The organism is Alkalihalobacterium chitinilyticum (assembly GCF_029028005.1).
GTDB lineage: Bacteria > Bacillota > Bacilli > Bacillales > Bacillaceae_F > Alkalihalobacterium > Alkalihalobacterium chitinilyticum.
In genome coordinates this window covers 22342-44339 of record NZ_JAOTPO010000008.1, presented here as the reverse complement: position 1 = coordinate 44339, position 21998 = coordinate 22342, and the positions used below count along the sequence as shown (strand labels likewise).

Below are 21998 nucleotides of genomic sequence, written 5' to 3'. Positions count from 1 at the left end.
CCCCCTTTAACATTAAAAATCATTGGCTCTATTTTTCCAGTAATCAGTTCGCCATTTATTAAACTCAGACCTATTTATACCTGAAGGTATGGTATTAGGATTGATGTGAATTACAGAACTGTTATTTTTATGGAAATGTCTGTGTAACCTCTGCTATCGAACTTTCATTTCTTTGTGCCGTGTGATGAAGGTTTATAGACTTTCCATCTGGACCAAGTGGACTAATCCCTTCTTCATTCTTTCATGGTTAGTTCTACCTCGTGAATCTTTCATATTTGGATTTATAATATCATCTCTTTGATAAACTTTCATGTTTTTAAAATGAGTAGTTTTATTCCAATAATTATAACCATTATCTATACCCTTACCCCCACCATCTACACGCTTTACTCTACTCAAGTCCAGGCCTTTGTCGACGATCTTGGCAGGTTTTACGAGTATGAAGCCCGCGGCTAATGCTTTTTCTCCTAGACCTGCTTCTGGGTTGGTCAGAGTAAGTATATCATCCAATAAAAAGTTTGTTACCCCTGTTGTTAGATGTCCACCTGCCAACATACCGACATCTGAGTTAGGGTTTCCGAGTACTTTTCGGTAGTCATCAAAGTGAGGCTTGCCATAATCCACTGGTGTGACGCTCGAGTCAGCTGATACAAACTGTGAAGTGTCTCTTAAATAGTTTTCAATCATCCGTATTTCTTCTTCACTCATCTGTACGCTGTTTTGTTCTAGGATAGCTTCTTTTTCTGTCTCTAGCCTTTGCTCCGATTTAGGGCCTGCTGCTGATGTGACATGCGATAAGGCCACTCGAAGAAAAAGACGTTGTGGATGCGTAAGCTCTATAAAGAAAGATTTTGTATTCTTCGTTGAGGACGGTATACCTACAAAAGCAAGCGCAACTACTCTCAATAAACTAAGGTCGATTTGATGGATGATCGTTTGGTTCCACCATGATTGGTGGCCGCAGCGACAGAGCGACTAGCGATCGAAGCCGTTTGATTCTTTTTTACGATAGAGCTAGACGAGCCAACTGCAGCCATCGGAACCTTCGTCGTAAACGAATACAGAAATTGATACCTTGCATCTACGCGGAAATGTAGTAAAGTACGACTTAATGGTGTGTGCGCAAACCATCTTTGTCCCGATCTGAGTTGATCATCAAATGATACCTTCTTTATGTATTGCGAAAGTCCTAATGCTACGCCGCCGACTTGTGCATTGGCGCGATACATTTGCTTCGCGACTTGCTGACTAAACAACTCGTTGGAAAGAACAGCCGAAAATGCCTGATTTTTTTTTGCCTCTTGTACGAGTGACTGAACAGTGGGTAGCTGAACGTGAAACCAGTCTAGTGTTTTATTGAACAGATTGCTTTTGTCCTGCCAAATAAGGGCTTCTGAGTTACGTAAAAATTGCAGTTCACAAATTCTAGGTATTCCACAAGAAAGAAACCTTGAAAGGCAGATCATAGCCAATCAAGGTCAATTAATTTTTACTTCTTCTACAATTAAGCCTAATCCTCAATTAAATCTATATAATATTCATTATTATTGAGAAACTTTTTAAAGAAATCCTCTAACGATTCAGCTATTTGAATATCGAAATAGAATATTGGATTATTAATTAATTGTAAATCTATTGAAATATAAACACCCTCGTTTACTTCAAAAAAAATAAGTTTATCTTCATCATCAAAAAGTTCATCTAAATCTGGGTCAAATTCAAAAATACCTTCTCTTAATCTAATATCTGCTACAGCCCCTGGTCCCATTATTCTATTTATTGCATTATCAGTTTGACCTTTAATAAAACCATAACCAACTTCTAAATATAACTGTTTTAAATCACTTGGAAAACTGATATCCATTCTTTGTTCAGCTTTTAAAATATCATCTTCAGGTACCTTATAAGTTTTATTTTCTAGCTCATTAATAAATTCAAAATCAGCCATATGCTATTTTACCTCCTTGGAAAAAGTTTACCTGATGGAGATCCCTTTCCATGTATCCCTGCTTGGTGTTCGTTAGGATATTTTGCTGGATGAATATTCCACCACTCATGAGGGCCACCAAAGTTGTTCTCTATGATATGATGAGCATCATACGGTTGACCGATACTCCGAGCAACCTCTCCATTCTTATCCAACACTTCTTCTGTATATCTTGGCCACTTTTGGTTGGTTTTTTCTTCCCATTCTGCAATCAATTTATCTTTCAAGCTCGATGTAAATTTGCTTCTATGCTTAGCTGTCTCTTTTGGTGTCAATTTTTCATAGTTTTTGTTTCTCAAGGCTTCTTTTATAAGATGAATCTGCTCTTTATTAACCATTCGTCCAGTTTTAGCCTCTATATCCCTCAGATAAGCTTTTGCTAAATCCTTATTAAGTTCACCCCTACCCTTATTACCACCATTCCCATCAACCTTCATAATCACGCTGCGTCGCAGTTCTCCCATAAACGCATGGGTATCTAGAGGGAATCCGTTTATGTTCCCAGGCATTCCTGAAAGCGCTGGCTGAAATGCAGGTTGAACCTTTGGAATATTCGTCTGTATTTGGACATGAGGGATCTTATTAAATAGTTGATCTACACTTTTCGTAACAACGGAAGCACTCGGACTTTTGCTTAGATTACTTCCTAGCACATCGTGACCGCCGGAATTCGCTCCTGGCCCTTTTACCGCACCTCGTGTTGTCGTTCCGGCTACACCACCACCGGCCACAACCCCAAATACTCCGAGACTATTTAGCCAATGATCCGCTGAAAAAGGATCATCGGGGTTAAACGCTCCGACGACCATCTCATCTCCGCCCATAGTAACATAGTGTAGGAAGGTAGACATGCTTTTATCGTCTCGGAATTGGCCGTAACGGGTCTGCATCCCTTCCCAAGTTCCTGCAGCCCCATCCACTAAACCCAATGATATGTAATTAGAAAAATCATACCATGAACTTAGGCTCTTATCACTTCTTTCCTTCATTCCACTCCACCATGAGTCGCCAATTTCCTTGAAGCTATTCAACGATTTCACAACTGGGTTTTGAGTGGTTTTCGTTTCAGCGGTTGCTGCTGATTCAACGGTAGAATTCTTTCTTAAGGACGGTATACCTACAAAAGCAAGTGCAACTACTCTCAATAAACTAAGGTCGATTTGATGGGTGATCGTTTGGTTCCACCATGATTTGGTGGCCCCAGCGACAGAGCGACTAGCGATCGAAGCCGTTTGATTCTCTTTGACGATAGAGCTAGACGAGCCAACTGCAGCCATCGGAACCTTCGTCGTAAACGAATACAGAAATTGATACCTTGCGTCTAGGCGGAAATGTAGTAAAGTGCGACCTAATGGTGTGTGCGCAAACCATCCTTGTCCCGATCTGAGTTGATCATCAAATGATACCTTCTTTATGTATTGCGAAAGTCCTAATGCTACGCCGCCGACTTGTGCATTGGCGCGATACATTTGCTTCGCGACTTGCTGACTAAACAACTCGTTGGAAAGAACAGCCGAAAATGCCTGATTTTTTTTCGCCTCTTGTACGAGTGACTGAACAGTGGGTAGCTGAACGTGAAACCAGTCTAGTGTTTTAGATTGAACAGATTGCTTTTGTCCTGCCTTCATTAACGCTTCAATTTCAGTCATCGCCTCTTGTACGCGGTGATGGTCAGATTTCCCTCGTTTCGTAAAAGCTACGAATTGCTCCGTAACGGTTGACGTAACTTCTAAGGTCTCCTCTTTTCGATGAATTACTTGTGAAAAGGACGGAGATGTTGCCAAAGTTAGGTCAGAGACACTTTTAATTATACCATTTATATCCTTTGAAGTTTCGTCTAATTGCTTATACATCCGCTGAATTTCGTCTTCTTGGTCTTCTATATAGGCTTGCTCCAGCACCGCTCGGTCATCGGAGTCGACACTGGTGTGAAAATCTTTTAAATGTTTGTCCATATTTCTTTCTAACTGAATGAAGAGACCGATAAATGCTCGAATGAGTGTTCGATGATATTCACGAAAATACGTCTTAGCTGCCTTGGCCGTTTCTCCTTTAAACGTCTCCATCGCTAAGATCTCATCGATGTTCGCTTCGACCTCCCTTAATCCTACACGCAGAGCATTCATTTCTCTTTTCTGTTCTTCCGCAAAGCGATGCACTTCCGAAAGATTGACTTTTAAATTCGTCACTGTCCACCTCCAACCAGAAAAGATACTGTATACTAACAAAACCGCCCAAACACGTTTCTTAAATCTGACGGACGAGTCGTTACCACGGCTCTAAATTATTGAAAGTCCGTTCTTCTTTAGTAAAACGTGTAACGCAAGGAGCCTCATGAGTCATCGACTTCAACTCGCAAGCCTCTCATCATCTTGCACTCCAAGATCTGGTGGCTATTTTTAGTAGATTGTACCTTGTATACATGACAGAAGGACACCGTATGAAATCTTACCCTTTTCCCCTATGTACCCTTCAATGTAATTCATTTCCATTATAGATAATGGCATATATTGGATAACATAGGTTGATATATTCATTTTCAAAATGGTCAAAAGTCATACAACATCCCTTTATCAACCATCTTCCATCATTCTTAATAGGGCACTGAGAAGCCTCTATTCCTCTAAAAATCAATAATTTTCCACTCATAGGGACTCGAGAGGCCCTTATTTAGCAAAATCACGATGGTTTTCACGAGATTCATAGATAATAAGAGCCTCTCAGTTACCTAACAGCTTTAAAATTGATTTTTCCAACCAAATAAGGGCTTCTGAGTGACGTAAAAATCGCGTTCATTCATATATAAGCGGCTTTGACAGCAATTTCATTTATCATGTCCAACACTTCATACCGTAGTAACTCTGAGCATTACCTGTTGCATTGAGACACACCTCATCAAAGTTATTTTTATTCATCTGTATCGACCACCTTTAGCATGACGGCTTTGATATTATTATTAGATTTAAGTACCTGTGATCTCCTGGTAATAAGAATAAAAACAACTAATAATCATTACTGGTTTCTAGCTTCTGGTTAAAATGATTTGATGAAAAAATAACAAAAAGAGAAGACTGCTAGTTCTAATAGAACAGTCTCCTCTTACTTATGAAGTGTATCTCGATTATAAATTGTAAGTAATAGAAAACGGCATATACCGCTTTATCAGCTTAATTGGAATTTAGGTTAGATCCTGTAATAAGGGAATGATTACTCAATATTTAGGATGGAACCTACCTTTTGGTTGTCTATTCTACGATGTTCACTATCAATTACGCCTTTAAAGCAACAAATACACTCTACAAAATTTGAAGCGTCACACTGTAACCGTAAATCACCCTACAGGCGCTGGAGTTATACTCTCATGATACTCTTTCATAAGCTGCCCGATAATCTCTTTCACTGGCAGTATGCTTTTTATCTCATGAACCCTTGCTCCAGAAAAGACTAATCCGTCCTCAACATCACCGTTCATCGATCGATATAAGGAATCTAGCGTACAAAATTGATAGGAGCAATTCTTCAAACAATCGTGACATTTATCTATTTTTAGTCGATTTCCCTGACTGATTCGACTTGAAAATCGGTTTTTGATCGCTCTTCCTTGTAACCCAACCGTCGTTTTCACCAAATGCGTATCACCTTCTTTGGCATCGACATATTTTTGTTTAAAAGCGATTGGTGCATCGCATTCTTCACTGGCGACAAACCGGGTACCTAGTTGAACACCTGATGCCCCTAGACTTTTTGCCTTCGCAAGATCCTTCCCTGTTAAAATTCCTCCTGCTGCGATGACAGGGATCTTTACGGCCGCTGTCACTTCAGGAAGGATCTCGAATAATGGGCGGTCTGTTCCAAGGTGTCCCCCTGCTTCATTTCCTTCCACAACAACGGCTGCCGCACCTAATCGTTCAGACAATCTCGCCAATTTTGCTGATGAAACGATCGAGATGACAGGGACCCCATACTCTCTTCCCCAGGCATACATATCACGAGAGATACCCGCACCTGAAACAATAAAATCCACTTTCTCCTCCATCGCAGCCTTCATCTTCTCAGCAAAATCATTCATCGCAAATAACACATTGACCCCAATATAGCCCGTGTGATTGGTTAATTCCCTTGCTTTTCGGATGTGGTATCTTAATTCTTCCACAGAAATCCCGGTCCCAGAGATCGTCCCGATACCACCCGCATTTGCAACAGCTGCTGCCAGCTTACTCAACGAAATGCCTACACCCATTCCTCCCTGCAAGATCGGTACCTTTGGTTTCATTTCGCCAATTTGTAATGTGAATGCTCTCAACAGAATTACCCCATTTCTAAAATGTAATAAAACTATGTAACAGAACTTCAGATTTCCCATAATATACTAAACACTGACACTATGCTTCATATCATATACCGACCACCCATTTTCAAAAAGACATAGATGTCATTGGTCTTTTATGACAGTTGTAATTTTTACTATTATGACGGTTGAAAGGTTAGTAGGAAGCAGGCACAAGTGCCGTCCCCTTGCTTTACATATGCAAATGAAGGTACAAAACTATGTACAGTTTAACTAAAATATATCTTTCTAGTTCTCAATTTGAATATCAAACTTAAACCCTTAATAAAACTCACAAGACTATTGGTATTTTATGCTAAAATATATTGAGGTTAATACTGAGTTAGTAAAATAGTACACTTAAACTAGCGGAGCAGGTTGCTTTAACAAAACAATTGAAAAATTTACTTTTAATTGAAATAATTAATTAAACAATTGAAGTCCATAATTTAGGAATAATCGGAAGTGAGGGTTTAAATATGCTTTGGTTAATTTTACTTATACCTCTTTATTATGTCGTTAGAAAGGTACATAAACTAGAGGATGAATTGAGAGAGGTAAGGCAAGAACTGGATAGATACAGAAAGAATACATCGAATTAAGATATTACATTAAAATTGTACCTTCTTGAAGTAACGAAGAGCTTTACTAAAACCCCAATGGTTTGAAGTAATCCAAAATGATATAATTAGATAAAATATTCATGGAAGAGGTGATGAACAACATGAATACGGCTAAAGAACGATTACTCAAGATTATTGATGAAATTCCAGAACAAGAAGTAGATAAAATTTTAGACTTTGCTGAATATTTAAAGGCAAAAAAAGAAAGAAGTTTATCAGAAGATTTAACAAAAGCGAGCGAAAGTAGCATTGATTTTTGGGATAATGATATAGATGATGAGGTTTGGAATGATGCATAAACAAGGTGACATTGTTTTAATTCCAGTACCATTCAGTGACTTATCAAATAGAAAACAACGTCCTGTTCTCATTATTTCAAACGATGATTATAATCAGATGACTGATGATATTCTTGTTGTTGCTATTACATCACAATTAAAAGACCTTGATTATTCAGTCGTGATTGAACAAAAAGACTTAGAACAAGGTACTCTTAAAGTTACATCAGCAGTTAGATCAGACAAAGTTTATACACTTTCAAAAGGAATTATCAGAAAAAGATTTGGCAAAGTGAACACAGAAGTATTGAATAGTGTTCGAACTAAAATAGAACACTTAATAAAATAATGGATTACTCTTTGTTAGTTGGACTGCGGTAAGCAGTCCTTTTTGGGTAAAAAAAATGGAGCAAAATATATGTATTGTGACTGTCTTCACTTAAACTAACGAACACCATAGTTTAACAATCAATTGAAAGTAAATTCAAGCAATGGTCCAGTTCTTGAAACTGGACCATTGCTTGTATGCAAAAAGGACCGCATTTTGCCGTGCTTTTAAGAGCTTATTTTACTGGGCAAATTCGAGTTTTACGATAGTTTACGAACCCGTTACACCCATATTATTCCACTAGATCTTACACGCTTAAAGATTTCTAGAGTCTAGGACCTCTACTATTCGTCGCAGCAACTCTTCTAGTTCTGTTTTGGTTTGGAACGTATACATATATCCATAATTAGACTTGAGTTTGCCGTCTTCTTCCATCTTAGGGAAGCGTCTTAACGCTGTACTTTTTCTTGGCTTAGTTGGCACTTCCATCAATATTTTCTCTTGTTCCACTATTGAAGGATGAATAGCAATAGATGGGGATGCATTATCTAGAAGATAGACGAAAAAATCTTTATACTCTTCATGTTCAAATTCAGCAGCTTTTTTTGTAAGGTTGGTTCTCTTAAAATTCACTTTTCTAAATGTTGATTCGAATTGCTCTAAAGGGACACTGCGTTCATTTGATTTAACCGGTTTAAGGGCAATAGGAACTTTAGATTTCTCCTGTTCATTAACCAAATCTTCTTGCTGTTCTTTTTCTTGTCTTAGTTGTTCTAGATGTGCTTCTATTTCCTTAAACCGCTTTGTCGTTTCTTGAATATAGTCATCCATCCATTGTTTCAAATCATGATGGTCATGATTAGGCTTAGGAGGTAACTCGTATGTTGGGGCACTAAACGTATAATGACCATAAACTTCTGCATACCATACACTAATATCGAACAGTGCCTGATGCACTTGCTTTGCTACTTCTTGACACATCTCTAGAACTTGATGAGACGCAATATTTCCGTTTTTTCTTATGTACTCCAATTTTTTATAAATATTGTCTTGAATTATATCGTGTTTATACAATCTATTTATTTTTTCCACCTGTTTCAATGGATACACTTCATTCATGTTTTCTTGCTCAAAGATCATAGACACTAACATTTCTCCAAACAAGCGTGATTGGGTAATAGCTGCTTGTGGTTGATCCCATAAGAGTGCTTCGACACGCAATGCTAACTCTTCTAAAGTACTCGAAAAATCCCCAATAAAATTAAATATACTAGACTTCATTCCCGTTCCACTTCCTTTTAATATAATACTTTCTATTAGTTTATCATTTAATGACGACAATCCCATATATTTAGGAAAGCGGATCTGTCCCCCGCGCTGCGTAGGGCATTCAGTTACACGCTATCATTCCAAAATGGCTTTATTAAAATCCTGCTGATTATGATCATTAAATTAACCTTAACAATTTTTCTATTCTATTAATCGAATCTAAGAAATCATTAAAATCATCATATACATATTCTTGAGAATGAGCTGTATTATTTCTTAACTCCTCAATTGAGCTAAAGAAACGATCCACCTCTTTTTTTGATTGAAATTCCAGTTGATTTAACAGTTGTGGTGTTTTTCGGATGATTGTTCCTTTATCAGATAGCTGGATACATTCAATTAGGCCTAGCCCCTCATTTTTTTGCTTTCTTTTTTCGTAAACTTCAAATGCTTTTTCGATTCTTCCCTCACTTAAACACTGTGTCCAACCATTGTCTGGGTAACTTTTTTTAATTAAGTCTAATAAATTCATTTCTAATAGAGAAATTAAGCCAAATACTAACATACGAATCGGTTGTTTTTGTAAATCAGCTAATGTTAGTAGTTTCTTTACTTGATTTTTTTCAAGTACAAACACTGGATTTTTATCTTTAAATATTTGCAACAGTTCGATAAGTGATGTTGATTCTGAAATAAGATCTTCCATCTCGAAAGGATGAACATAATTTGAAATCAAACCATCTTTCAGTTCAGACCTGACAATATAGCCAATAATCTTCCCGTTATTTTCAACTCCATAATAGTCAAAGTCTGCTTCCTCCATGTTCTGTTTAACTTCTAGTGCATCACCGTCCAAAGGACAAGCAAATAATTCTTCTGCAATTAATGGCACAGATAGATTGTCTGAATATATTTCCCTTAGTGTTTCGAGACTTTTCTTAAAGTGTACAATTGCCATAATAAACGTCCCCTAACCATGAATGATCTTGAAATAAATATAGTAAAGCATAAGAAGCGTCGCCTCTATCCAAAGTACATAAACCAATAACCGACTTCATCTTGTTTACAAGTTGCTTCCTTTACTTGCTCTTTACCATCTGGACTGAAATGGTACGCCTTAACCCTCTCAACATCATAACTTCTATCATAGAAACGATAAATCATTAGAACGTTGGATTGTTGAACTTTGTTCTTGGAAACAACTAAGGAATTTAGAGCTTGGATCCTCTCTTCTGCATTTATATTCTGTATTCCAATTACATTATGCGGAATGTAATCTGGCTCTGTTTCAGCAAACAGCTTGTCTATCGTCTCCTCATCTTTATCCCATTGATTTTCCCTTTCTAAATGCAGCGCCAGATAGATATAATTTTCTTTATCTATTCGCTCGTCCCACTTCCACCATGAAAGGTCCATCGGTCTTGACCTGCCTAAAGCTTTATCATACTTAGAATCTTCAATAAAAGCATCAAAACCAAGCATTTCTCCTAAGTTAGCAAAATAATCAATTTCTCTTTTCGTAAACATTGAACGATTATGTGCAACTGATAAGTTCATTCTCCGGTAATTCCATACATACCCTTCGAAGAATTGCATTAAATCAAGGTATTGCTTTTTCAAGTGAACACCAGCTTTCGAAACTATTGAGAGATTTGATTTTCAACTAAAAAAATACACAAGAAATAAACTGTTCACACTTTGAATTCATCAGCGTAAAGATGCTAGGACATGCTAGCAACAGGCTATCAATCTGATACTTCGTAAGATTATCAATACCTTTTCTTACCCGCTGCGGTAATACTTCACTCTAGTGGGTGTCAGAGACCGAATCTCCTAATCGTTCTGCTAACACTGCGACTTCATCTGCTTTAAACTCTGCATTATATAATAAATTATCAAGTAAGACTGTTCTACTTCGGGTACGTACTGGGCATATATTAAGAAGGATTGTTTAGGCTGTTTGATTTCAAACTCTACTTTCGTCGTATAGTTAGCTTTAAATTGTTAAATTTAAAGGTTACTTCCTTATTGTATCATTATTAAACAACAAAACTTCGTAAGAAAAGACAAAGTCCGTTAAATGAACTTTGCCTTTTAGTAATTATTTATAAATATCTCCACGTGAACCAATTTTTAAAATGAGTATTAGTAATTTCTCATTTTCCAAGCGATAAATTATTCGTAAATCACCTACACGTACTCGATACATATCATAGGGTAGACCTTGAAGGGGTTTTACATTTGGCAGAAGAAACGGATTCTCTTTTAAGGCATCAATAACAGATGCAAGCTTCTCTTTTTTCTTACGGTCTAATTTCGAGAAATATTTTAACGCTTCTTTTGAGAATTGAACGTTATAGGTGGAAGTCACGCTTGATATCCTCCCAATCTACAACTTCTCCATCATCTACTTTACGATTGATTTGTTCTAACTCTGCCAACTCCTTGTCTGAGATATCAGAATCATCAACATGAATTTCCACATCTTCATCAGCTAAGCGCTTTAGTAAATGATGAACCATAGGTAAGTCTTTTGATGGTAATTTATCAATGAGACGGTATAAATCCTCTTTCCGTATGGCCATGACCGTTCCCCTCCTTTTTGTAACCTATTCCTATTTATTTTAGCATAAATTATATCCTTGCTTACACCTTATCAATTTAGAATAATTATCTTTCACACCGCCATCTAAGTCAATTGCAATTTGTTCGTGTACATGCATAGCAAGATCTTTACCAAATTCGACTAGCTTATCAAAACGTTTCTGGAAGAAAGTCTCTTTCTTCTCTGCCTGGCCTGTTCCCCGCTGCGTGTCCCCCGCTGCGGTAATACTTTACTCTAGTGCGGGTCAGACCTCGAACCTTACCAAACCCAATGTACTATCTTTCCTAAAAAAACATCCAAACCAAAAACGACCCCACCTTATACTGATGGAATCGTTTTTTACTAAAACAAAGTTTGACTTTTCGATGCTAGATACCATGAAGGTTTGTGGCTCGTTGTTTTACTTCCGGTACTGGTGCCTGATTAGAGGTGATCCCCATTTCAGCTAACTTCTCCCACAGACTTTCCATCGCTTTTTCGCGGTTAAAATAGAATTCTCTACCTCGTACTCGCCAAAACTTCCAACCTGAGCGTTCAAGCGATTCTTGTCGTTGCATATCTTCCTCAAACTTTTCAGGGCCATGCCACCTCTCACCGTCACACTCTACAGCGAGACGATCACGGATTCCTTCGATGACAAAATCGATTCGATATCTTCCTACTACTACTTGAGGAGTTACTTTGTAGCCTCGGGCAAGGATCATTCGCAATACGTCTTTTTCAAATGGCGAATCGCATTTATCTTCAAGGTCTTCAAATTGTTCACTCGTACGATTTGGATCTTTACAGTAACTTAAAAGTCTGTATCTCAAATCATCTGGATTTAAATCTTCCAAATCTAGCGAGTGATACAATCTCATTTGATTTTTTGCGCGGCTAGCTGCGACATTAAATCGTTGTTTATCACTTGTTTTTGTCAGTGCCATGAAACGTCGTCCAGGAGCAACGATCATCGATAAAAAGATAATGTCGCGTTCATCTCCTTGAAGAGTATATGAATTACCACAAATAATTTTACGATCGACATACTCTTTTTCACCAAGTGCTTCTCGGATTCTAGACTCCAGCAGTTTCGCTTGTTTTTGGCCTTGAAGGGCAATAACCCCAAATGTTTGCCCTTTATACTTAGGATCTTTAACCATCTCTTTCATGTCTGCTACTATAGCGTCTATTTCTGGAACGTTAATGTCCTTATCTTTTTCATCATTGTATCCATCATTCACTTTAATGGCTGTAACAGGTGGATCAATCTTTTCTTCTTCTAACGGAAGGCGAAGCGGGATCATTTCACCACCATAACTTAAATCATTTGAGAATTGAATGATCTCAGGGACACACCGGAAATGTTCTCTTAACATGAGCTTTCCTTCTTTAGGGAAAGTTTGTTCAGCAATTTCATAAAGTGAAATATTGCCGTCAAATAGATTTCCGTTTGGAATCCCATTAAGATACCTTCTCACCAATTCATGGACGTCATCTAACTTTGTCCCGATATCAGTAGGACTAATTTGTTCGTCATCTCCCACAACGATTACTTTTTTACCGCGCATCAAGACGTTAATTGAAAACAGATCACATTGACTGCTTTCATCAAAGATGATGATATCAAATTTGTCATTGGTGACAGGGAAGTTTTCTAACACTTGGTTAACAGGCATGATCCAAACAGGAATAGCCGATTGGGCAGTTTTCATCTCATTCCGTGCATCTTTTAGATGTTGATGGGCGTATTTCCCTGTTCCTTTTCCAAATCGTTTAATATATGTTTTCCAAGCTGAGAGTGAACGTTTCTCACTTTCTGTAATGCGTTCGATTTGATTTTTCCAAGTAGATTGACTCACTATGTCTTGAATCAGTCTCTTCTGTTCTTTATGTTCTTCTTCGATTTGATTTTTAATTAGGCCGACATTCATGTCTTTCGTTTCATCCAACCAAGTATGAAGTTTCTTCAATTCAAAAGCTTCTTCGTAATCTTCAGGAAAATGAATGGTTTGCCCGACTGACATTTCAATCGATTGTCCTGTTAAAGGTAATGGACTTGCTAAGACATGTAATAGCTCATAGAACCGTTTGACATCTAGTTGCAGTGTTTCTAAATGACCAAGTTTTTCTAATCGTTCTTTCCATAAGCCATCATCCTTTGTCTTATACGCCGTAATAAAGTCCTTCCATATCGGATGAGCATCTTCTTGATTTCCTGCCTTTGTAAGCTGTGCTCCTTCTTCATCTAACTGCTTGAGCCATTTCTCATATTCTACAAATTGTAAAACGACTTCTAACTCCCCAACTAACTGCTTATACGTTTCAACTGAGAATACATCAAGCTGAGACATTGTATATGGTTTGATTTCCTCTTTAAAGGCTTCTATAGCATCTACTACTTTTAGTAGGACATCTAACTGTTGCATTTTTTGATCTAAGGCGTGCGGGAACCTTTCATCTTCAAGGTTAATCGTCTCCATTTGAACGTCCGTCATATTTCCATTAAAAACTCTTGCTGCCTCATCTCGTTTTTGTTGATAACTTAAAGACTGTTCAAGTAGTTCGATGTCCTCAACCGTCCGGATCGATTCACCATTTAGAATACTCGTTTCAAATAAATACTTGGTACGCTTTCCTTTGAACAGAAAAAAGAGTGCATTTGGTTTCTTCCCTGACTGTAATCGCTCTTTTGCAATTGTAAAATCTTCTGCCAGTTCTTGTCGGCCTTTATTAGGAAGATTAATTGTATGGGTAACAAGTAAATGATAGAGCTCAAACAACTCTTCATTTTTCGCCTTTAACTCAGAAAGTAATGTTCTCCAGCGTTCCTCTCTTTTACCACCTGCCATGCAATCATCTAAAATTAATTTGTACTCGCTATTGGAGAGAATACCAGCATTTTGATAGACTCCTTGAACATGGGTTAGTAAGCTTTTAATGACTTTTTCTTCAAGAGGAACGTTGTATTTCTGTTGAATTTGTTTTGTTGGTTCAACCGATTTCTCTAGCTCTTTCCCTTTTCTAATTAAGTCTGTGAAAGAAGTAGCGCTGCGAATATCCTTTTCCACTTTTGGTAGAGTTTCTTTAACTAAAGCTAAGTCCTCTTTTTGAAGTTTTCCTTTTAAGTCCCATAACTCTCTAAATTCAGGAGATGAAATAGGGAAAGTCAAATTCATTTCTATCTCATCGTGTAACCACGTATAACTAATCGGCGATTCAGCCAAGCGCTTTGCTACATCATATTTGAAAAGTTTCTCACCTTTATATTCTAGAGGTGTTCCTTCTTTCTCGGCGTAGGTCCGCAAGTCATTTTTCAAACGAGCTTCATTTCGCTTACTTTGGTCAAGCAGGTCTTTATTTCTAGTAATTTCACTCTTTAGCTTCTGAACATCTAGTTCTCCTAACTTTTCACTTAAAGAGCGTATCGATTGCTCAATTTCTTGAAGTGATTCGCGACCCCCACCTAAAACAGGCACACATAAGTCCCTAATATCTTTTGGAATTTTTGCTTTTAATACTTTTAATGGACTCTCTTTCTGGCTCGTAATTAAGATCTTTTTACCTTGAGCAAGGAAATGAGACACTAAATTAGCGATCGTATGGGTTTTCCCCGTTCCCGGTGGCCCCTGGACCGATACCCCGTAATTGTGCTCAATTCGATTGACGATTTCCTTTTGCTGCTCATTAGACTCCAGTGGGAAATACAGATCATTTGCTGAGAAATCTAGCTTATCATTCTTTGCTTCAGAAAGTTCCCCATCCTCTGCTTCTGACTGCTCACCGACAATGGCTTGGAGCGCTGGAGTCACATCAAGGTCACCCTCTACAATTCCATTAATTATTTTTTCTAAATCATCCCGTAAAACTCGAACACTTTTTCTTCTTAATGAGAAGAAGCTTTCATCATAAATGGCGGGATGTTCATTTATTTCTATTTTAGAGTGGTCCTCAATGAATTTTCCGTTCGGGTCAAACAAGTGTATGTACTGAGTAAAAAAAGTATCAAGATTATCCAAAATCGAGGTGGTTTGAATACTTTCATTTAACTCATTTATTTTTTCTATGTTATTGATCCGGACCCCAGAGAACATTTCACGTTCAACATTCGTAGCCACTTGTACTTGTTTAATAGAAATAATTCCTTTTTCTGCATCCAGTTCTAACTCCAATTTTGTTGTTAGTAAGGGGTATCGGATCGTTCCCACCTTTTCATCTGGATGCTGCCAACAAAAGAGCCCCCTGGCGAAGATAAATTCTAACGTTTCGCCTTCTTTTTCTAATTGTTGAATGAGATCAAAGTACTGAACATAAAGATCATTCACTTTTTTCTTTTCACGTAAACGCTCGGCCCAACTATTCCATTCATTTTCCCAACTTTCAAAAGCCGTGACCCTTTTTGGATCTTCGGAAAAATCTATCGTGATTTCATTCTCATCGTCATCGAGTACCGTTTTCTCATTTAACCGTGTTACACTTCTACGTTCATTACGGTAATCAAAGTCGATCCAGCCGCTTAATATCGGATCGGGCGGAGGTGGCGTTTCGTCATCTCGCGTAATTTCAGGGCGATGAATTTCAAGAAACGTATCCTCATCCTCGCATTGATCAAATAAATAACAACCAGGCAGACTTATAAATTCCGCGGTTGGCCAATTTTTTTCAAACTCTCTATAGTCTCTTGTTACTTTTCCTACTAAACTATTTAACGCGAGTAGGTATTCAAAGAAGTTCTTTGCTTTCTGTTCCGTTCCATTTTGTTTCACTTTCAAGCACCTCACAGTTACATCTATCTCTCTATTTTACAACTTTATCCTATTGTTGGGAACTTTATGCTTTTTGAATGGGTTATATAGTAGTAAATCTGTTTATCGAGTATTGGGAGGCTGGACCTGTCCCCCACTGCGGTAATAATTTACTAGTGGGGGACAGAGCCCGAATTACAAATTTTCTACCTCAAATCTCTTGTAATAAAAAATTTACAATTTCTTAATCAAACATGAACGATCGTTCATTCCATTCCAAACAACATCGTTGCATAATAATAAAGGTAGTAGCACTAATACTTTTGAACTATTTTAATAATTTTTACATTATATCCCTCTAGGTGCACTATCGTTCATTCCGCTTCTTTTAGACAAATTGAATAATTTGTTTAAAAAGGAGCATTCACTTGGGTAAAAACAATCTTCTGTTTAACACATTTGGAAAAGTAATTAAATTAATAAGAGAAACGAACAGGATGACACAACAGAAATTAGCTGAAGAGGCCGGCCTTTCAATACGATACATTATTGATATTGAAGGCGGTAAAAGAAATGTAACTATAGATGTACTCTATAATCTAGCAAGTGCACTCAATACTTCACCTAGTGCTATTCTCAGTGAAGTAGATATAAGAATAAAAGAAGATTTAAAAAAATGAACCATGTGGAGTAGCGAGGATCTCCTACTCCCTCTCTTTTGTATAATTTATTTTTCTATAAAAGAAGATTTTTCTATAATTCAACATGCCGATTATCGCAAACTGATTGTTACTAGTTATTTCCCCCTAAACAAAACCCCGAAAAAGGAGCCATCTAAAATGACTGACATTATCCTCAATCAATACGTAATCAACAAAGCCACCTCTGCCCTCCTCCCTGCCTATCACACTGACTATCAAACCACCGTCTGGGAAAACAACGGACAACGGTTTCATGTCAAAAAGACACCGCTTCAGCTGATGAAAGCCGCTTGTTTAGAAGGCGGTGCCGATTTTGATGGCAGGCGAGCTGCGGTTACGCATAAAACAGGTATTACTTCAAAAGCCCCCATTCCAGTCATCCCACAGGAGCAAGTGTACGCCTTCCCGACACACTCACCGAAACTTCATGAATGCCACTGGCTCTTCTATCATCACATTAAAGCCATCCGACGTCATCCCGAAATCACAACTCATACATACATCATCTTCAAAGACGAGAAAGAACTGCTCCTGCAAGTGTCCTACCATACGATAGAACGACAGCTGCAACGCACATCCTACTGCATCACCCGCTTCACACCCTACTTAACCCACAACTAGACCAACCACCCAAAACACCTAACCAACTAACTAACCACTAACTACTAACTAACCACTAACTACTAACCCCTAATCAACAAGGAGGCAATCCCCGTGAAATCGAGACACAACGACACATCTACTTTCAGCCATACTATTTATTCTATTCAATCAATGAAAAATACAATGGTTAGAACAAAACACTTTCGGGAAATGAAAATCACCCAAAGCTCAAAACCAAACTTTACAAAAAATTTACAAACACACTCACCGTTTTCCCCTCCTTCTCTGTATATACGTATTGACGGAACGAAAACACGAGGGGGACTTTAAAATGAAATCAGGTCGAATTGAACAGTACAAGTCATATAGTCAGTTTTCAACACTAGAGCAATTTAACGAATCTAACAAAATGGCACTGGACATCCACGGACACCATTTGACGAAAGGTGAACGAATTGCCTTTGATGTTCTCACTCGTTTTAGTGTAAAAGTACTGGGGGTTTGTAATGCACGTATTTGTAAATTAGTACAAGCGTGTCAAGATATTAAGGGCGGCATTTCTCGCTCTACGTTTGAACGAATGCTGAGAAAAGCCAAATCTTTGGGCATCATCTCGATCCTACATACCGTACGAGAAACGGGCGGTTATTCACACAATGTCTATATTTTTAACCGCTTTGACACGCCCAACCAAGAACAATTGACGTCGCGTAAAAACGACAAAAACCCTCAAATACCAACGGCTAATGAGCACAAAAAGCAGCCGGAAACTCATTTAGTTGAAACAAAAACATTAAAAGATAAAGATCTTCGTCAGGAACAGGTCAAAACGATCGATCAAATCAACATGAGCGATCTGGACCATTCGTTCGTTCCAGATCATATACCTGCACCATTCGTCAAAGCCATCAAACCATTTTTTAACCGAGCTAAGGACATTTGCGGTCTATGGGATCGAGCCCAAATCGCCTATCGATCCGCTAAATTCCCATCCACCACGTCGATCGATTCAATGCTGCCAACCATTGTCCATGCCTTCAAACAAACCGTTTATCGGTATAAGCAAAATCGGATTCAAACGGGTTTTGTGCCTTATTTCTATGGGACGGTGGCGAATTTACTGACGGTGGAGAAACGGAAGATGGTTGCTGAGGACACTCAGTGGGGATTGTGGTTAGAGGGGTGATGTGTGTGTTTTTAGAGTTGTGTATTAGAGATGAGCACATTATATTTCAAGCAATTCTTAAAGTGTAGAACTGCTCTTACTCTTCTAAAAAGAAATTTATGCCTTTGGGATCATGCGGTTATTTCTTTCCGATTGCTTAGGTTTATTAAAATGAGTGCAAACTTACTCCCGATGGCCATTAAAAGTAAGGAGAACAGTTAGTAAATATATGCAAAATTACAACAAAACTAGTTTATCGGTGAAGTAAAACGTGGAAAGAACTACCTCCATTGATGCTTTAGTAATTACAATTCCAGAAGATATGGTGCTTATTTCAAAAGTCGAATATGAAGAAATGAAACATAAAGAATTGTCTGAAGTGTATTGGAATATGAAGGATCTTGAGGAACGTACATATAAGAAACATGAGTGGCTAAAAGAAAATGTTCTCTATCCTCAAAAGTTTAGGAAAGTACTTGATGTTAAAAACGGAGGATTTGTTTATTATCCTGATTCTAAAGGTAAGACTTGAGCTTTGCAGGGTACAGGATCAGATTGAATAGATATACCTCTAAATGTTAGGATAAATCTAGGAAGAGTGTTCCTACAATTGATCAAAAAAAGAGACTTTAAAGGGGTTCTGGTTGAAGAAGAAAAGGATTTGTTATAGTAAGGCCGAAGCAATAATTTATGAAAGGATGAGTAGTATGAGTTTAAAAGAGAGGGTTAGTAATATACTACATGAATACTTTGAAGTCTTAATGGACAATTATAATCAAACTGCATTATTATTAAATGCCTGTGACAAATCTGCAACATACTATCATGCGAAAAGCTCAAAACTAGCCCTTGATACAACAGCTAATATTCCAGGGGATTTTAGATTAACTACTGATGTAAGTACTATTTTTACAAAAAAACAGCTCATTGAACAGTATGAAAGAAAATTATCTGTAAAATTAGCTAAGGACTATTTAATCACGACAGTTGCAACACTTGATGGTTTGATGGAAGATATTTATGAAGAAGTCCTTATTGAACAAGAAGTTGATAAAACAGAAGATCAAATAAAAAAAATGGTTCGATGGGGTGAAAATAGCATACCTTCTGATATAATGAATAGAATTCCATTATTAAAAGAGCATACTAATCCAAAAGGGTATAAACTAGAAGACTTTCTATACACTTACGAACATTTAAGACAAATTAGGCATGCAACTGTTCATACAAAAGGTCAATTAAGGCAACGACATTTAAGAAAAATGAATAGTTTAGAAGAAAAGATGAATGAAAAGCAGTTAGGATCAGTAAAACAGTTTTACAGTGGAGGTCAGGTTGTACTCTCTCCCCTTACTACATTTGTTTTAAGACATTGGTGCTTGAATTACATATCTTTTTTATCAGTTGCAATTAACGAATCTATAGAATAAATCTCTTTAAATTTGAAACTGTCACAAGCCCTGTAGAGAAAAGGTTTCTCAAGGAGTACGACAGCATAAAAAAATAGTTTTTTCTTAATAAGACTACCTCCATTTTGTCTACTATTGTATAATAGTGGAAATAAGGAGGTGTTTTTTTGCCAAAATTTGTTCAACCAAAGCATTTTAATGATGCCTTTAACTGTCCTAGATGCGGAGTTTTATCGCCTCAACATTGGTTTGACATAGTTAAATCTGGGGATAAGATTGAAATAAAAGATGTTGATCTTTTTATAATAGCCGGAAGAAGAAGAGCTAGTCCTTATATAAAAACATCTTCGGAAGAAAATAGTTTTAGAAAAGCTTGGGACTTAACAATCTCAATTTGTCAACATTGTAATAATTATACAATTTGGGAAAATGAACAAATTATCTACCCTTTTCAAACAGAGTTGCCGGAACCACATGAAGATATGTATGATGATGTAAAAGGAATATATCAAGAAGCTACACTTGTTTACAAACATTAACCAAAAGCTGCTGCTGCACTTCTAAGACTTGCGATCGAAACTATGATTCCCCAATTAGAAGAATACGATATAAAAAAAGTTAGCTTAAACAAAATGATTGGAGAGCTAGTAAAAAAAGATATCCCTCAACACATTCAACAAGGTTTAGATGCCATTCGCATATACGGAAACGAAGGTATTCATCCTGGAGAGATTTTCTTAAATGACGATCAAGAAACCGTTGAGTACCTTTTTGAATTAATAAATTACATGACTGAAGAACTAATTACAAAAAAGAAAAAAGTTACTAACTTTTATGCAAAGTTACCATTTAAAAAATTGGAAGGTATTTTGAATCGTGATAAAACAACTAAATTATGAATTATTTAAATTATAAAAAGGATTGGTGATTTACAATGTTAGAGACTTTAGAGACACTGGAAGAAAGGGGGCCTGTACCCCACTACGGTAATACTTTACTCTAGTGGGGTACATATCACAGCCCCGAATCCGCTAAACAGCGGTTATATCTGCCTATTATCTTGATCTAGTAAATGTTAATCCACACGACTTAACGATTATTATCTAAAGAATTATACACCACATGCCTCAATTTCAATAAAAATAAGCTGCCATTAATGGCAGCTTATTTTTATGAAAAAGTACACACACAAGGCACAGTTTCGTCCTGCGTTTTTAAGAAATTATCAATTCCTTCTCTATCCATTTGTTCTCTATATTGTTTAAGAGTATACGGCCCGCCGTCTTTTTTTAAGATTGATACATTTTTCTCAAAGTGCTTTCTAAAATTTTCTTCCATTTCTTCTTGGAGTGCGTAGCGTTCTGGCCAGATTTTATAAAGTTGAGCATAATGTTGGTAGCCGCCACGGACACATCTTCCGCCGCAATTCGCATGCGAGAATCCCATTTCATACATTCTAGGGAGCTTAATTCCCCATTCTTTTTGTATAATTGATTTAGCATCAATGTCTTCTCTAAATGTTTCTATCATTGGGAACCTTGTCTCAATTGGCTCGATTGGATTGTGTTTATAAAATTCCCTTAGATTGTCCGAACGATGAGTTTCATGAGGACCAATACCAAAATAAAGTATTGGCTCTAGGTTGTGAACATCCCTTAATTCCTCTAGGAAAACAATCGTTTGATAAACCTTTAATTCTTCCGAACATTTTGCTAACCTTGAATTCCCCAAAAATCTATAGTCATAAAATACTTCCTCAGGAGTTCTTCCATCTACTCGTTCAGTTATTTCAAGACCAATATATTCTGCAACTTCGTCCATAAAACGATAATTGTCTTCATCTTCCCATAATGTGTTTGTAAAAAATAGGATACAATTTTCCTTACCATATGTTTGAACCATTTGGTAGGCAACATAAGCACTAGCTGCTCCACCACTAAACATTGCAACATGAACTGGTTTACGTTCCATGATTACCT

20 protein-coding genes and 3 pseudogenes are annotated in these 21998 nt (G+C 37.3%); 9 read left to right on the top strand and 14 right to left on the bottom strand.

Annotated elements, in window-relative coordinates; translation table 11 throughout:
* Positions 1-12 precede the first annotated feature (12 nt).
* From N7Z68_RS24375 to N7Z68_RS12510, 7 genes and pseudogenes are all read right to left on the bottom strand, one after another.
* Positions 13-135, bottom strand: a pseudogene (locus N7Z68_RS24375) (HNH/ENDO VII family nuclease); the annotation flags it as partial.
* Positions 128-196 carry a hypothetical protein gene (locus N7Z68_RS24370; protein ID WP_373323143.1) on the bottom strand — a complete coding sequence of 23 codons (69 nt, stop codon included), beginning with the start codon at positions 194-196 and terminating at the stop codon, positions 128-130. The pseudogene N7Z68_RS24375 and the gene N7Z68_RS24370, both read right to left, overlap by 8 nt.
* Positions 193-906 carry a hypothetical protein gene (locus N7Z68_RS12530; RefSeq protein WP_275118816.1) on the bottom strand — a complete coding sequence of 238 codons (714 nt, stop codon included), beginning with the start codon at positions 904-906 and terminating at the stop codon, positions 193-195. The genes N7Z68_RS24370 and N7Z68_RS12530 overlap by 4 nt, the downstream gene beginning before the upstream one ends.
* The gene (locus N7Z68_RS12525) at positions 903-1472 is read right to left on the bottom strand and encodes a hypothetical protein (RefSeq protein WP_275118815.1); all 570 of its coding nucleotides are present in this window, start codon (positions 1470-1472) and stop codon (positions 903-905) included. The genes N7Z68_RS12530 and N7Z68_RS12525 overlap by 4 nt, the downstream gene beginning before the upstream one ends.
* A 38-nt stretch (positions 1473-1510) precedes the next feature.
* Complete coding sequence (locus N7Z68_RS12520) at positions 1511-1948, bottom strand: SMI1/KNR4 family protein (protein ID WP_275118814.1); 438 nt, start codon at positions 1946-1948, stop codon at positions 1511-1513.
* Positions 1949-1956: 8 nt separating this feature from the next.
* On the bottom strand, positions 1957-4176 hold the full coding sequence (locus tag N7Z68_RS12515) for a T7SS effector LXG polymorphic toxin (RefSeq protein WP_275118813.1): 2220 nt from the start codon (positions 4174-4176) through the stop codon (positions 1957-1959).
* 1142 nt (positions 4177-5318) lie between these two features.
* Entirely contained in the window at positions 5319-6260 is a 942-nt protein-coding gene (locus tag N7Z68_RS12510) for an NAD(P)H-dependent flavin oxidoreductase (RefSeq protein ID WP_275118988.1), read from the bottom strand.
* A 778-nt stretch (positions 6261-7038) separates the two neighbouring features.
* Between N7Z68_RS12510 and N7Z68_RS12505 the strand changes: the two genes are divergently transcribed.
* Both N7Z68_RS12505 and N7Z68_RS12500 read left to right on the top strand, forming a co-directional pair.
* The gene (locus tag N7Z68_RS12505; RefSeq protein WP_096199966.1) at positions 7039-7236 is read left to right on the top strand and encodes a DUF2281 domain-containing protein; all 198 of its coding nucleotides are present in this window, start codon (positions 7039-7041) and stop codon (positions 7234-7236) included.
* Entirely contained in the window at positions 7211-7564 is a 354-nt protein-coding gene (locus N7Z68_RS12500) for a type II toxin-antitoxin system PemK/MazF family toxin (RefSeq protein WP_275118812.1), read from the top strand. The genes N7Z68_RS12505 and N7Z68_RS12500 overlap by 26 nt, the downstream gene beginning before the upstream one ends.
* A gap of 294 nt (positions 7565-7858) precedes the next feature.
* On the opposite strand, the gene N7Z68_RS12495 is transcribed toward N7Z68_RS12500, so the two are convergent.
* The 6 genes from N7Z68_RS12495 to N7Z68_RS12470 form a co-directional block, all read right to left on the bottom strand.
* Complete coding sequence (locus N7Z68_RS12495) at positions 7859-8824, bottom strand: DUF4145 domain-containing protein (RefSeq protein ID WP_275118811.1); 966 nt, start codon at positions 8822-8824, stop codon at positions 7859-7861.
* A gap of 166 nt (positions 8825-8990) precedes the next feature.
* A complete protein-coding gene (locus tag N7Z68_RS12490) occupies positions 8991-9770 on the bottom strand; it encodes a hypothetical protein (protein WP_275118810.1) in 780 nt (259 codons plus the stop codon).
* 65 nt (positions 9771-9835) lie between these two features.
* The gene (locus N7Z68_RS12485; protein ID WP_275118809.1) at positions 9836-10432 is read right to left on the bottom strand and encodes a hypothetical protein; all 597 of its coding nucleotides are present in this window, start codon (positions 10430-10432) and stop codon (positions 9836-9838) included.
* A 481-nt stretch (positions 10433-10913) separates the two neighbouring features.
* The gene (locus tag N7Z68_RS12480) at positions 10914-11183 is read right to left on the bottom strand and encodes a type II toxin-antitoxin system RelE family toxin (RefSeq protein WP_275118808.1); all 270 of its coding nucleotides are present in this window, start codon (positions 11181-11183) and stop codon (positions 10914-10916) included.
* The gene (locus N7Z68_RS12475; protein WP_275118807.1) at positions 11167-11397 is read right to left on the bottom strand and encodes a hypothetical protein; all 231 of its coding nucleotides are present in this window, start codon (positions 11395-11397) and stop codon (positions 11167-11169) included. The genes N7Z68_RS12480 and N7Z68_RS12475 overlap by 17 nt, the downstream gene beginning before the upstream one ends.
* A 388-nt stretch (positions 11398-11785) precedes the next feature.
* The gene (locus N7Z68_RS12470) at positions 11786-16162 is read right to left on the bottom strand and encodes a PDDEXK-like endonuclease domain-containing protein (RefSeq protein WP_275118806.1); all 4377 of its coding nucleotides are present in this window, start codon (positions 16160-16162) and stop codon (positions 11786-11788) included.
* Between the two features lie 407 nt (positions 16163-16569).
* Between N7Z68_RS12470 and N7Z68_RS12465 the strand changes: the two genes are divergently transcribed.
* From N7Z68_RS12465 to N7Z68_RS12435, 7 genes and pseudogenes are all read left to right on the top strand, one after another.
* Positions 16570-16821, top strand: coding sequence for a helix-turn-helix domain-containing protein (locus N7Z68_RS12465; RefSeq protein ID WP_275118805.1), 252 nt, complete (start codon positions 16570-16572; stop codon positions 16819-16821).
* Positions 16822-16980: 159 nt separating this feature from the next.
* Positions 16981-17463, top strand: coding sequence for a competence protein ComK (locus N7Z68_RS12460; RefSeq protein ID WP_275118804.1), 483 nt, complete (start codon positions 16981-16983; stop codon positions 17461-17463).
* A gap of 313 nt (positions 17464-17776) precedes the next feature.
* Positions 17777-18631 carry a hypothetical protein gene (locus tag N7Z68_RS12455; protein WP_275118803.1) on the top strand — a complete coding sequence of 285 codons (855 nt, stop codon included), beginning with the start codon at positions 17777-17779 and terminating at the stop codon, positions 18629-18631.
* 301 nt (positions 18632-18932) lie between these two features.
* A pseudogene (locus N7Z68_RS12450) lies at positions 18933-19136 on the top strand (DUF771 domain-containing protein); the annotation flags it as partial.
* 181 nt (positions 19137-19317) lie between these two features.
* Positions 19318-20040 (top strand): hypothetical protein, encoded by a 723-nt coding sequence (locus N7Z68_RS12445; protein ID WP_275118801.1) that lies wholly within the window; start codon positions 19318-19320, stop codon positions 20038-20040.
* A 146-nt stretch (positions 20041-20186) separates the two neighbouring features.
* Complete coding sequence (locus N7Z68_RS12440) at positions 20187-20558, top strand: hypothetical protein (protein WP_275118800.1); 372 nt, start codon at positions 20187-20189, stop codon at positions 20556-20558.
* A 15-nt stretch (positions 20559-20573) separates the two neighbouring features.
* Positions 20574-20918 (top strand): annotated as a pseudogene (locus N7Z68_RS12435) (DUF4145 domain-containing protein); the annotation flags it as partial.
* A 271-nt stretch (positions 20919-21189) separates the two neighbouring features.
* Here the strand turns inward: N7Z68_RS12435 and N7Z68_RS12430 are convergent.
* On the bottom strand, positions 21190-21990 hold the full coding sequence (locus N7Z68_RS12430; protein WP_275118799.1) for a hypothetical protein: 801 nt from the start codon (positions 21988-21990) through the stop codon (positions 21190-21192).
* Positions 21991-21998 lie beyond the last annotated feature (8 nt).